Annotated in this window: 9 protein-coding genes; 3 read left to right on the top strand and 6 right to left on the bottom strand. The window is 63.6% G+C overall.

All coding sequences use genetic code 11. The annotated features are described in order from the left end of the window. Positions 1 to 15 precede the first annotated feature (15 nt). The gene (locus V8J55_RS17750) at positions 16 to 1,788 is read right to left on the bottom strand and encodes an amidohydrolase (protein ID WP_336446935.1); all 1,773 of its coding nucleotides are present in this window, start codon (positions 1,786 to 1,788) and stop codon (positions 16 to 18) included. A gap of 20 nt (positions 1,789 to 1,808) precedes the next feature. Then, positions 1,809 to 4,157 carry a TonB-dependent receptor gene (locus V8J55_RS17745; RefSeq protein ID WP_336446934.1) on the bottom strand — a complete coding sequence of 783 codons (2,349 nt, stop codon included), beginning with the start codon at positions 4,155 to 4,157 and terminating at the stop codon, positions 1,809 to 1,811. Here V8J55_RS17745 and V8J55_RS17740 point away from each other — a divergent pair. The 3 genes from V8J55_RS17740 (at position 4,156) to V8J55_RS17730 (ending at position 6,628) form a co-directional block, all read left to right on the top strand. Next, complete coding sequence (locus V8J55_RS17740; RefSeq protein ID WP_336446933.1) at positions 4,156 to 4,308, top strand: hypothetical protein; 153 nt, start codon at positions 4,156 to 4,158, stop codon at positions 4,306 to 4,308. The genes V8J55_RS17745 and V8J55_RS17740 overlap by 2 nt on opposite strands. Positions 4,309 to 4,452: 144 nt before the next feature. Further along, a complete protein-coding gene (locus V8J55_RS17735; protein WP_336446932.1) occupies positions 4,453 to 5,586 on the top strand; it encodes a helix-turn-helix transcriptional regulator in 1,134 nt (377 codons plus the stop codon). Positions 5,587 to 5,611: 25 nt separating this feature from the next. Further along, the gene (locus tag V8J55_RS17730; RefSeq protein ID WP_336446931.1) at positions 5,612 to 6,628 is read left to right on the top strand and encodes an AraC family transcriptional regulator; all 1,017 of its coding nucleotides are present in this window, start codon (positions 5,612 to 5,614) and stop codon (positions 6,626 to 6,628) included. Between the two features lie 34 nt (positions 6,629 to 6,662). Here V8J55_RS17730 and V8J55_RS17725 read toward each other — a convergent pair whose 3' ends face one another. From V8J55_RS17725 to V8J55_RS17710, 4 genes are all read right to left on the bottom strand, one after another. Continuing rightward, on the bottom strand, positions 6,663 to 9,032 hold the full coding sequence (locus V8J55_RS17725) for a TonB-dependent receptor (protein WP_336446930.1): 2,370 nt from the start codon (positions 9,030 to 9,032) through the stop codon (positions 6,663 to 6,665). Between the two features lie 89 nt (positions 9,033 to 9,121). Next, positions 9,122 to 10,420, bottom strand: coding sequence for a 4-aminobutyrate--2-oxoglutarate transaminase (gabT, locus tag V8J55_RS17720; RefSeq protein WP_336446929.1), 1,299 nt, complete (start codon positions 10,418 to 10,420; stop codon positions 9,122 to 9,124). After that, positions 10,417 to 11,850, bottom strand: a complete 1,434-nt coding sequence (locus V8J55_RS17715; protein WP_336446928.1) for an NAD-dependent succinate-semialdehyde dehydrogenase — start codon at positions 11,848 to 11,850, stop codon at positions 10,417 to 10,419. Before V8J55_RS17715 ends, gabT begins: the two co-directional genes overlap by 4 nt. Before the next feature lies 1 nt (position 11,851). Then, positions 11,852 to 13,009 carry an MFS transporter gene (locus V8J55_RS17710; protein ID WP_336446927.1) on the bottom strand — a complete coding sequence of 386 codons (1,158 nt, stop codon included), beginning with the start codon at positions 13,007 to 13,009 and terminating at the stop codon, positions 11,852 to 11,854. Between the last annotated feature and the right edge of the window lie 183 nt (positions 13,010 to 13,192).

Genomic DNA, 13,192 nt, shown 5'->3' with positions numbered 1-13,192 from the left:
CGGGGATAGCTGTTATCAGTGCGCGGTCAGTTTGGGCGGCGACGCCGCGTCATAGACTTTCTCGCCGTCGATGAAGGTCATCAGCACCTTGGTGTTGTGGACTTCGGTGATCGGGATCTTGAACGGGTTGCGCTCAACGACGATGACGTCGGCGTGCATGCCCGGCGCGATGCTGCCGACCGTGTCGCGCAGCCCCATGTGGACGGCGGCATTCTCGGTGAAGATACGCATCGCGTCGTCTAGGCCGATCTTCTGCCCCTCGCCCAGCGTCTCCTTGCTGCCGCCCGGCATCTGGCGCGTCACCATCGTTTCGATCGCCAGCCAGGGATTGACCGACGGCACGACCGACCAGTCCGATCCCGCAATGATCAGCGCATGCGAATCGAGCGCGTCCTTGATCGGGATCCAGCGCTTCATGCGCTCGTCGCCGACGACGGCGCGGATGTCGGTCGCCGCGATCGGGGTCGGATACCAGATATAGGGCGAAAACTCCCAGGTCATCTGGAGATCGCGGACGCGGTCGATGTCGGCCGGATCGACGAAGCTGTTGTGCCCGACGTCATGCGCCGGGCCGCCCCAGCCATTGGCCTTGCGCGCCGCGGCGACCGAATCGATCGCCTCGCGCACCGCGCCGTCGCCCGCCGCGTGGAACTTGATCGTCAGCCCCTCGCGGTCGAAGCGCGTCACTGCGGGATAGAGAATTTCCGGCGCCAGCATCGCAATGCCGCGCGTCGGTTCGCCGCCATGTCCGTGCGGACCGTCGAGATAAGGATCGATCATCATCGCGGTCCGGCCCTCGGTCGGCACGCCGTCGAGAACGACCTTGACGCAATCGAGCTTGAAGCGCGGCTGGCTGTAGAAAGCGCGCGCCTCGATCAGCGCCTCGCCGTTCGCGACCGGGTTGGTGCCGGCGAGCGGCGTCCAGCGCATGCAGCCGCGCACCCGCTGCTTCATCGCGCCGCTCGCCGACATCGCCGACATCACCCCGACATCGGGCAGCAGCACGCCGGCATCGATGAAGCCGGTGATACCGAACGACAGCATCTGGTTCGTCGAAAGCGTCAGCGCCGCGGCGCGCTGGGCGTCGGTCGGCCGCGGGATCTTGCCGTTGACCAGCCCCATCGCGGTTTCGCGCAGCAGCCCGGTCGGTTCGCCGCGGCCGTCGCGATCGATCGCGCCGCCATCGGGATCCTTCGTGTCACGCGTGATTCCGGCCTGCTTCAGCGCCGCCGAATTGACCCACAGGCTGTGGTGCGATTCATCGATCAGCGCGACGGGGTTCTTCGGCGCGATCCGGTCGAGGAACTTGCTATTCTGTTCGGCCGGCTTGAATCCGGCCGCGACCCAATTGCCGCCGGTGATCCACTCACCCTCCGCCTTGTCCGTGACGCAGCCGGCGACCGTCTTCGCGATCACATCGCTCTTCGCTCCGGGCCTGATGCGGCAGGTGAACTGCTCCATGCCCGCGAACATCGCATGGACATGGCCATCGGTCAGGCCGGGCAGAAGGGTCGCGCCCTTCAGATCGACGATGCGGGCGCCCTCACCCGCCTGTCCGCGCACGTCGGCGCTGGAGCCGACCGCGATGATCACCCCTTTCGAAACGGCGACGGCTTCCACCCAGCCGCCCGGCGTCCGGACTTCGCCGTTGACGAAGACCAGATCGGCGCTGCGGACGGGCGCCGGTGCTGCGGCCGCAACCGCGTCGGCCGCCGATACCTGCGTGCCCGAGGCGAAGGAGAACAACACCAGCGCCGCGGCGCTGATACGAAGGATCGATTTTTGCACAATTTGTCTCCGACGAGAATTCAGTAACGAAGGCTGGCGGTGACGCCGAACGTGCGCGGCCGAACGGTGGCGTTGCGATAGAGCGTCGAGAAGGCGACATCATGCTGCCGCACCAACAGCGGCGTTTCGTTCGTCACATTGTTCACGAAGACCGAAACATCGACCGCATCGAGTTTGAGACCGGCACGCAGCGACAGATTGTTGACCTCCGCGCGGCCCGGGATATTCAGGTCGGCGCCGCCATTGGCCGGGTTGAGCGCCGCAGTCCTCGCCTTCTGGCGGCTGAGATGCTGAAAATCGGCGCGCACATAGGCGTCATGCTTGCCCACTTCGAATTCATATTGGCCGTTGAGGTAGATCTGCCAGGGGTTAAGCGCGATATCGTCGCCCTTGGTCACCAAATTCACAGTCGCCGCGGGTCCGGCCTTGATCGTCTCGTCGAACTCGGCCTTGGTATAGCCGACCGATCCGCCCAGAATCAGTGCATCGGTGGCACGAAGCTGGAACTGGAGGTCGAAACCCTTGCTTGTCGCGGAGCCGAGATTGTCGGTAAAGGCGAAGCCGCAGCGCGACAGCGCCACCGATTGCTGGATATTCTTCCAGTCGATGTAGAAGGCGCTGGCATCAAGTTGCAGCCGTCGATCGAACAGCTTGTTCTTCGACCCTGCCTCATAGCTCCATACCGAGTCCGACCCGAACTGCTGCGGGCGATCCGAAAGCCCGAGATCGCCGAGCGCCGTTCCTGGCCGGGGTGCGTTGGAAACGCCGCAAGGCAGCCCGACGGCCGGATTATAGCCGCCAATGCGGAACCCCTTGGAGGCGTTGGCATAGATGAGATTATTGTCGTCGGCTTGATAGGAGAGCCCGAACTTGGGGGTGATCGGCGATTCCTTCTGCCCGCCGCTGTCGTCGACATCGGGGCCGACCACGGGACCCTTGAACTGCGCCTCAGCCCTGAACTTGGTGCGCGCGGCGCGGATTCCAGCGGTAAGCTGCAGCTTGTCGGTGATGTTGAAATCGACCTGACCGAAAGCCGCGAGCTGCTTGTCGACCGATACGGCCTTGTCGAGCACGAAGGTATAGAGACCGTCGGTGAGCCCCTGACCGAAGGCGACGTTGAACGGAACGCCCGTTGCCTGAAAGAACAGGTCGGGAAGGAAGGTGTCCTGGACGAACTGGCGCGCGGTCTGCCGGTTCTTGGTATAGAAGGCGCCGACGACCCATTTCAGCCTACCGTCGTCATTCGACTGCAGCCGGACTTCCTGCGTGAAATTCGATTGCTTGTTGTACTGGAATGCCGGTGCGAACATTCCGAGCGGGAAAAAGGGATTGCGGGTCCAGAGCGCCGATTCAAAGACCGTATAGTCGTTCTGCGCCTTTTGATCGCGATAGAAATAGGAGCTGTTGGACGCGAGCGTCACGCCGCCGAGTTCGACCTCGATCCGCAGAGCCGGCAGCACGAATTTGTCCTTGTTCCAGTTGGCCAGCGCGTTGCCGTTGTTGAACCGGCCCTTTTTTGCGTTGGACAGGCTTTCCCAATAGACGCCGGCGTCGTTGAAATAGGCATCCTGATAATAGACCGACGGTGTGACCGTGACGGCATCGGCGGGCTTCCAGGCCAGCGAGCCTTGCAGGACCAGCGTTTCCTGCCAGTTCGAATTCTTGTCGACGACATTGCCGCTTCGATATTCGACCCGGTCGATATAGCCGCCATCGCGGCGATAATATCCGCTGACGCGCGCGGCCAGCTTGTCGGTCACCAGCGGGACGCTGACGGCCAGCCCGGCCTCATAGCTCGTGTCGCCGCTCTCGGTCGAGGACAGTTCGGCGCGGCCATAGAGTTCGAGGGTCTTGAGGTCTGGGGTCGGCGTGATGAAGCGAACCGTGCCGCCTTCCGACCCCGCGCCGAACAAGGTGCCCTGCGGGCCGCGCAGAACCTCGACGCGCTCGAGGTCGAACACCGCAGGAAACGGCGTAAAGGCGCTGAAGCCGATGTTGCGGATCTGGATCGGTGTGTCGTCGATATAGATGCCGGTCGTCGCCGATCCGGCTGTCGAGGAGATGCCGCGGATCGAGATATTGGCCGCACCGGCATTGCGCTGATCGCCGCGGGTAAAGGTCACGCCGGGGGTGAGCCGCGCGATGTCGTCCACCTGCCGGACGCCCTGCTGGTCGAGCGTCTCCTGGCTATAGGCCGCGACGCTCAGCGGCACTTTCGACAATATCTGCGATTGGCGGTTGGCGGTGACGACGATGTCACCCGACATCGGGTCGTCCGCTTCCCGATTTTCCGACTCGGCCTGCGCCCACGCGGTGGAAGGCAGAATGAAGGCAAGCGAGGCGGCGCCAAGCAGGCTATGCAAAGTCATGCGCGACGAGTTCATCGATAGTCCCCCTGATTTGCCGTCCGCCCTGGCAGCGGTCCGGCGAGTCGATCTGTATGTCGGGACTGTGACGGCTGCCGCAAAACGCCGCATCGCCCATATGGGCTACAAGCCGATGCTGGGCATGCAGAGCTGATTGCCGCGAAGCCTGGAAATCTGCCGTTTTGAGCAAATTGCGGGTGGCATGACGATAGCCACGCGGAGCAAAATTGGCCACTTCTGCAAAGAAGTCCGATACCCGCAGCGTTTCTATGCTGTAGGCATATGACAGGGAGAAGACATGGACACTGCGACCTCCGACCTGCTTGCGCAAACTTATCGCTGCGCGGAGAATTCTGCGCTATGGCCCGATGTGCTGGACCGCTTTCGTACCATGATCGGCGTCCGCAGTGCAGTCGTTCAACGCGTCCAGCGTGGCGGCGACCGAATGGCGACACGATGGAGCGGTGTCGATGCACTGACCATCCGGTCGGGCGCGACCGCGCCGATACCCGATGCGCATAACCCGCGGATGGTCACGCAGCACAGCCCGCCGATGCCCGACGTCGCCTTCTTCCGGGACGAGGAAAGCCTCGACATCCGCGATCCCGACGTGAAACGCATGCGCAAGCGGCTCGCTGCGGCGGGGCTGCACTCCTTCCTCGGGGCACGGGTCGAGATGGACAATGGCGAGACAGTGCTGCTCGCGCTCCACGGCGATGCCGACAATCGCTGGGCGTTTGAGGGCGAGACATTGCGAGCGGTCGCGCAGTTCATGCCGCATATACGGCAGGTCTTCGACATGAGCCGGAAATCGGCGCTTCTGAGCGAGCGCGAAGCCGTATTGCTCGAGGTTGTCGGCCGCCTTAATTGCGGCCTTGTTCTCCTTGGCGCCGACGGCTTCACGCTGCGCTACAACGCCGCTGTCGAACGCATGGTCGCCGATCATGGCGAATTGGCGTTGGCCGACGGGCAACTGGTCGGCCGCACCCCGCACGATGACCAGCACCTGCGCGCACTGCTCGGCGAGGTCGCGTGCGGCCGCAATGCGGGCGCGGCCTTTGGCAAGTGCGCCGACCTCATCCATATCAGCGGCATTGCCCTGCCCGATGGCAGCGGACAGGCAAGAGCGGCGCTGCTCCTGTTTCGTGCCGGCGCCGAACGCACGAATGTGTCGCCCCCCCTGCTGGGTCAACTTTACGGCCTGACCCGTGCCGAGGCGTCGCTCGCGGCGGCGATCTGCCGGGGCGAGACGATCAGCGGCTATGCAGCGGACAAGGGAATTTCGGTCTTTACGGCACGCTTCCAGCTCAAACAGGTGCTCGCAAAAACAGGGGCTCTACGCCAATCGGACCTTGTCGGTCTGATCTGCACCTCCCGCGCCGCCAGCATCGCCCAGACCGACGCTGGAATCCAAGCCCAAAGCCCCGCGTAAGGTTGCCACGGCAAGGCGCCACCCTATGAACCAACTCCACCCCAGTATTTCGACGCAAATCGTCCGCCATATTCGCGATTGCCTCGAACTGACGGGCATCGCATCGGCGCCGTTGCTTGAAGAACATGGCATCGCCCCCGACAGCGTCGATGATCGCGATGGCGCGGTCCCGCTGGCAGATTATGTGCGGTTCTTCGAACATGCCGCGACCGCCGCCGGCAATCCGCATTTCGGGATGCATGCCGCCCGGGTCATGAGCGCGGACGGCCTCGGACCCTTGAGCTTCCTGTTCCTCAGCGCGCCCACATTCGGCCAGGCGTTTCAGACCTTCACCGAATATCTCGACGCCATGCAGGAAGCGACCTTCAACGGTTTCGTCGTCGAGAAGAAAATCAGCCATTTCACTTATGGCATCCGGGACGATGGAATCACGCCGCGGCGTCAGGACAGCGAATATTCGCTGGGCGTCATGTGCAATCTGATGCGTCAATATCTCGGCCGGAGTTCGTCGCCCACCGAAGTGCATTTCGAGCACGAGCGGCAGGGGGCGCTGTCCTGGTATGAATGCTATTTCGATTGCCCGGTCTATTTCGAGCAGCCGCACAATCGGCTTTATCTGCCTGTCGAGTTGCTTGGCCGAGGGTCAACCGCGATGAGCACCGAATTGTTTCCGATCATCGCCGGCCATCTCAAGGCGCGGATGCAGGGCAACCGTGTCGATCCGTCGACGGCGGAGCAGGTTCGCGACTTGCTGATGGCGCATCCCCCCGACGATTTGCCCGGCCTCGATGCCGTCGCGCGGACGCTGGGTTGCTCGCGCGCAACCTTGATGCGCCGCCTGGCCGCCGAAGGGCCGCGCTTTGGCGAGCTTGTAAATGAACGCCGCCTGGGGTTCGCCCGGCAACTGCTGTTTTCGAGCAACCGAACCGTGTCCGACATCGCGCTGGCCTGCGGCTACGCCGAAGCGGCCAGCTTTACCCGCGCCTTTCAAAAACAGGCCGGGATGACGCCGTCCCGCTGGCGAAAGGCAAACCGGACATGAAGCGGGGGCCTTCCGCGCCGCGAAGGCCCCGCAATCAGAACGAATATCTAACCGTCGCGCCATAGGTTCGCGGCGGCGCGAAGAAGGAGGTCGTGCCCAATATGCCCAGGTTGAGCGTATAGGCGCGATATGCCTGATCGAACAGATTCTTGACCCAGCCCGACACGCTCAATCCGCTGGGTTCATGATCATAGGTCAGCGAAAAATTGCTGACATTATAGGCCCGCTGCAACGACGAGAGGCCATTGGTCACCTCGAGATATTGCTTGCCATACCAAGCACCGTCGACCTGCGCCGCGAGATTGCCCGTGCCGACGTCGATATTGTAGCGCAGCATATAATTCAGGCTGAAGCGTGGGGCGTTGGGAAACTTCGCGTCGGTGATCGTGTCCTGCGGGAAGTCGCAGAAGAAGAAGCCGCCCTGATTGGTGCAATATTGCGCATCGGGCGCGCCGGGGAAGAATTCGGGACCGAATTGCTCGCCGGGGCCATCGACCTGGTCGACCTTCGATTTCTGCCACGTCGCGCCGAGGATCGCATCGAAGCGATCCGAAGGCGACCAGAAGAGTTCGAGTTCGGCGCCAGTTGACCGCGCATCCGAATTGCCGACCTGCGGCACACCGCCGACCACCGCGAACGCCTGATAATCGTCATAGATATAGTGGAAGAGCGTCCCGTTGATCCGCAGCGCGCGATCGGCGAGCGCAGTCTTGAAGCCCAGTTCGAAGCTGTTCAGCGTTTCGGGGCGATGTTTGAAATTCTGCGCGACGACGTCCGATCCCAGCGACCAGTTTCCGCCCTTGATGCCGCGGTTCCACGACGCGAAGATGATCGTATCGTCGTTCGGCTTGTAGTTGAGCGCGGCGCGCGCGGCCCAATCACCATAGTTGATCCGGCTGACGCCCGGAACGGCGAGTTCGAACGCGGGTGTCGAGGAGAAGGTCGCATCGGGGCCGACCGTCGGGTCACTGAGGACGGCGCGATAGTCGATCGACTTCTTGTCCTTCGAATAGCGCGCGCCCAGCGTGATGCTGAGCTGGTCGGAGAGTTCATATTCGCCCTGTCCGAAGATCGACCAGTTTCGCGATTCGAGCAGGTAGGACTGTGCAACCAGCGGATCGACCGCGGTGCCATTGATCCCGATCGCGGTGCCGAAGACGGGCGCGCCGCGCAGTCGGATGAAGCCGTCGAGATCCATGTCGAGATAATAGAGACCGGTCTGCCACTTGAAGCGATCGCTCTCGCCCGACAGGCGCAGCTCCTGGCTGAACTGCTTGTATTTGATGCCGGTATCGAAGTTGATCACCAGCAGGGGCGTGGCATCGCCATCCTCGCCATAGGTTTTGCGCAAATTGACCGCGTTGGTGATCGAGGTCAGCTCGACGCCGCCCAGGTCCCACGTCCAGTCAGCCTGGAGGATCGTCGCCTTGCGGTTCAGATAGCCGGGACGCTCACCGAAATGTTCGAAGGGGGACGCCGGGTCGCCGGTGACGCCGTTGATCACGCCGCCCGTGCCGTTGGACAGCCCGGCGTCGTCGACGCTGCAATAGCCGTTGGCCTGGAAGTCGCAATTGTCGAAAACATAGCCGCCGGTCGCGACGTCATTGTCCTCCGAATGTTTCGCCCACAGGTTGAGCTTCAGATCGGGCGTGATATCGGCCTGGATCGTGCCGCGAATGGCCCAGCCGTCCTTGCCGCCCAGATCCTGTCCGCTGCCGACCAGACCGGCAGCGGCATCGGTGTCGCGCGATTTCACATAGCCGTCGGCCTTGTTCACGCGGCCTGCGGCGCGAAACCGGATCGTCTCGGTCAGCGCGCCGCCGACCGCGCCCTCGAGCGACCAGTCGTTGAACCGGCCATAGCTCGCCTCGGCATAGCCGTTGAGTTCGCTCTCGCTGGCATCGCGGCTGAGATAATGGATCAACCCGCCCGTGGCATTGCGGCCAAAGAGCGTTCCCTGCGGCCCGCGCAGGACCTCTACCCGCTCAGTATCGAACAACTGGCCCGAGACGCCGTTGATCGATCCCATATAGGCGTTGTCGACATAGACCGCGACCGGCGCTTCGAGATTGTCGGTAAAGTTGTTCTGCGATACGCCGCGCAGCGAAAATATTGTGATGTTCGGCGACCAGGCGTTGAGCCGAAGGCCGGGGATCTGCTGCGTTATCTGGGTGGTGTCCGAGATGCCGAGCGCTTCGAGCTGCTCGCCCGAATAGGCCGAAATCGAGATCGGTACCTTCTGCAGATTCTCGCTGCGCTTTTGCGCGGTGACGACGATGTCGCCGAAACCGCCGCTTTCCTCACCCGATGTTTGTTCGGCTGGCACCGGCGCGTCCTGCGCCTGCGTGGGGGTGGGCAAAGCCATCGCCGCTGTCGAAACGGTCAGTGCAAGGGCAGCGCGCATCGGCCTATTCTCCTCCGGACCTCGGCCTTATGACGCCGATGGTCAGGAGATCATGAAACACCGCTTCCGCGCGTGCTTTGCCGATGCGGTCAATCCGGCGACAGGCGGCGCAATAGGATTTCGAGCTTGCCCAGCGCTTCGTCGATAATCGCGTCGCTCGCGGACAGCGCGGGCAGGAAGCGGACGACATTACCGCGCAGGCCGCAGGACAGCATCAGCAGCCCTTCCCTCGCGCCTTCCTGCACCACCGCTTTCGCCATGTCCGGATCGGGCCGGGCCGGATCGCGGTCCTGCACCAGCTCCATCGCGATCATCGCGCCGGGACCGCGAACGTCGCCGATCATGTCCAGGCCGCTCTGCGCGATCGCGCGCAGCCGTTCCTTGATGCGGTTTCCGATCATCACCGCGCGGTCGCACAGATTGTCGCTCTCGATGATCTTCAGCACTTCGAGGCCGGCGGCGCAGCCCAGCGGCGACCCGCCATAGGTCCCGCCCAATCCGCCGGGGTCGGGCGCGTCCATGACATCGGCGCGGCCAATGACGCCCGAGACCGGAAAACCGCCCGCCATCGCCTTGGCTACCGTCATCATGTCGGGGGTCACGCCATTGGCCTCGCGCACCCAGTCCATCGCGAACATCCGCCCGGTGCGCGCAAAACCGGTCTGGACTTCATCGGCGATCAAAAGGATGCCGTGCGCGTCGCAGAGCGCGCGCAGCGCTTTGAAAAAGGCGTAGGACGCCGTGTAGAAACCGCCCTCGCCAAGCACCGGTTCGAGCACGATGGCCGCGACGGCGGATGGCTCGATCGACGATGCGAACAGGTTGTGGAGCCCTTCGATCGCCTGTTCGTCCGAAAAGCTGTGATAGGGGATCGGGAAACGGGTGTGGAACACGTCGGTCGGCATCGGGCCGAACTTCGCCTTATAGGGCAAGACTTTCCCTGTCATCGCCAGCGTCAGGAGGGTGCGGCCGTGATAGCCGCCCTGGAACGTGACAATGCCCCGCCGTCCGGTGTGGGCGCGCGCGATCTTCACCGCATTTTCCAGCGCCTCGGCCCCGGTCGTGAAAAAGATCGTCTTGGCGTCGCCCGCGATCGGCGCGATCGCGTTCAGCTGTTCGGCGAGCGCGATGTAGTTTTCATATGGTGTGACCTGAAACGAGCAGTGCGAAAAGGCGTCGAGCTGGCGTTTGACCGCCGCGATGATGCGCGGATCGCCATGGCCGGTGTTGCACACGGCGATGCCGGTCGCGAGATCGATGTAGCGATTGCCCTCCGCGTCGAAAGCCTCGGCATTGGCGCCGCGCGCGAAAAACCGCTGGTGCATCGACGTTACGCCGCGCGGCACGGCGGCTTCGCGGCGATTCCACAGTTCCGCGTTGGTGGTCATGCGGATAATCCTCCAATCAATGCATATTTGAGTTCGAGATATTCATCGAGGCCGTGGCGCGATCCTTCGCGGCCGAGGCCGGATTCCTTCACGCCGCCAAACGGCGCGATTTCAGTGGACAGTGCCCCCTCATTGGCCGCGACCATGCCATATTCGAGCGCGTTCGTGACGCGCCAGACGCGGCCAACGTCGCGCGCGTAGAAATAGGCGGCGAGGCCGAACGGCGTATCGTTCGCCAGCCGGATCGCTTCCGCTTCGTCGGAAAAACGGATGACGGGCGCGATCGGGCCGAAAATTTCCGTCTGTGCGATCGGCATGTCCTGCGTGACGCCGGTCAGCACGGTCGGTGCGAAGAAACGCGCGCCCGCATCATGGCGTTCGCCGCCACACGCGACGACGGCCCCCACCGACACTGCGTCCGCCGCGAGCGCCGTAACTTTCGCCATCGCGCGGTCGTCGATCAGCGGGCCGATCTCGACGCCTTTCTCCGCCCCGTTGCCGACCTTCAGCTTGGTGACCCGGTCGACCAGCTTTGCGACGAACGCATCATGCACCGCGTCCTGGACCAGCACGCGATTGGCGCACACGCATGTCTGCCCGGCGTTGCGGAACTTGGACAGCATCAGGCCGTCAACCGCGGCGTCGAGGTCGGCGTCGTCGAAGACGATGAATGGGGCGTTGCCGCCCAGTTCCATGCTGACGCGCTTCACCGTGCCGGCCGCCTGGGCGAGCAGCTGCTTGCCGACAGGCGTCGATCCGGTGAAGCTGATCTTGCGGATCAGCGGGTGCGAGCAGAAGAGCTTGCCGACTTCGGCAGGTGCCGACGACGGCACCACGCGAAAGATGTCCGGCGGGATCCGCGCCTGCGCCGCCAGCGCTTCGAGCGCGAGTGCGGATAGCGGCGTCGCTTCGGCGGGCTTCACGATCATCGCGCATCCCGCCGCGAGCGCCGGCCCGACCTTGCGGGTGATCATCGCCAGGGGGAAATTCCACGGCGTGATCGCCGTGCAGGTCCCGACCGGTTCCTTGACTGTCATCACCGCCTTGCCCGCGGCGAAGGTGGGGATCGTTTCGCCGTAGGCGCGCTTGCCCTCTTCGGCGAACCATTCGATGAAGCTGGCGGCATAGGCAACCTCGCCGAGGGACTCGGCAAGCGGCTTTCCGCACTCGGCGGTGCAAAGCGCCGCGAGCAGGTCGCGATGGGCGACGATCTGCACGAACCAGTCGCGCAGCCGTTCGGCGCGCACCTTGGCGGTCAAGGCCGCCCAATCCCTCCGCGCCCGCTCCGCCCGCGCGACGATCGCATCGATCTCATCGATCGAATAGCTACGCACCGCCGCCAGCCTCTCCCCCGTCGCCGGGTTGAAGACCGCCATGCCGTGCGCGTCGTCCAGAAAGCGCTGCATCAGTTTCCAAAGCGTATCCGGCATTTCAAGCGCGCTCCGCAAGCAAGGCCCGATGGCGCAGCATCGGTATGGTCAAAAGAAGATAGCTGATCAGGAAAAAGCCGATGCAGGCGAGTTCGGCGGGGCGATAGCTTCCGCCGCCGATCAGGTGCGCCGCCAGCAAAGGTCCGCCACCAAGGCCGATCATCTGCATCGCGATGGCCAGCCCCATCATCCGGCCCTTCTCGTCAAAATCGCCGATCGCGCCCAGAATGAACGGTAGGACGAAATTCCAGAGGAGATTGAAACCACAGACCGCGACGAGGAAGACGGCAAACGAAGGGCGGTCCAGCAACAGCGAAATGCAGACGGCGCCGGCGAGGATGCCGACCGCGATCGGTGCCCGACGGCCGAAACGTCCGGCCAGATAGACCGAACAGAGCGCGCCGACGATGGCGAACAGCTGCGAGACGAACAGCACCTGGGCCACCCCGCCTTCCGAAATCCCGGCGTCGACGCCGACCAGGAACAGGATCGCCCAGGCGATCCCCTGCGCCATATTATAGGCTAGAACCCCGGCGAGGCCGACCGCCAGAAGCCCCAGGCCCAGCTGGCGCGCGGTTGGGCTCGGCTCGACACGGGCGGCGCTGGACGCGGGGATATGGCGCAGGGTGGCAAAGCCTGCGGTGAGCAGCACCGCAAAGGCAAGGAACAATCCCGCCATGCCGATGCTGTCGAGGATGCCCGGCATCAGCCACAATCCCGCCGCGCCATAGGTGAGCAGCGCGACAAGATACCAGGCGACATTGCGGTCCACCCGGGCGGTCAGGCCGACAAAGGTAAAGCTGAGCGAGATGATCGCGCCGTGCCCCAAGCCGGCGATCAGCCGCGCGATCCAGAGCTGCTCGCTTCCCACCAACGCCGCCGAGGCCAGGTTGCCGATAATCGCCAGCGCCAGCCCCGCCGCCAGCGACTGGCGCCAGTTCAGGGGGTTGATCGGCAGCGTCAGCAGGATCGTCGCGATCGCCACGCCCAGCATTTCCAGACCGGCTAGATTGACGGCCTGCGGCTCGGTCAGCCCGAGATGCGTCACAAACCCCTGGACCAGCGCCGGCTGGACGATGAACGAAAGCACCCCCAGCGTGCCAAGCGAAACCGCGCTCAGGACAGAGGCCTTGCTGTTGACGTCGATTTCAAAGGACATTGACTGCGACCCTCCCGCCGGCCCGATCGGCAGTTAAGTGGGTTCCTCATCCGGCACTTGGCAGCTTCGGACAATCTCGGACGAGCTTCGCGGAACCGATGATCTTTATGATCAATTTTGCGACCCTATTGGTCAATACTTCGGCATGTTTCGATCGATAGCCAGTGGAAGGTCGAACATAAA

It is taken from the genome of Sphingopyxis sp. CCNWLW2, from assembly GCF_037095755.1.
Lineage (GTDB): Bacteria > Pseudomonadota > Alphaproteobacteria > Sphingomonadales > Sphingomonadaceae > Sphingopyxis.
The sequence above is the reverse complement of the archived record's forward strand: the minus strand, read 5'-3'. Positions and strand labels throughout refer to the sequence as shown.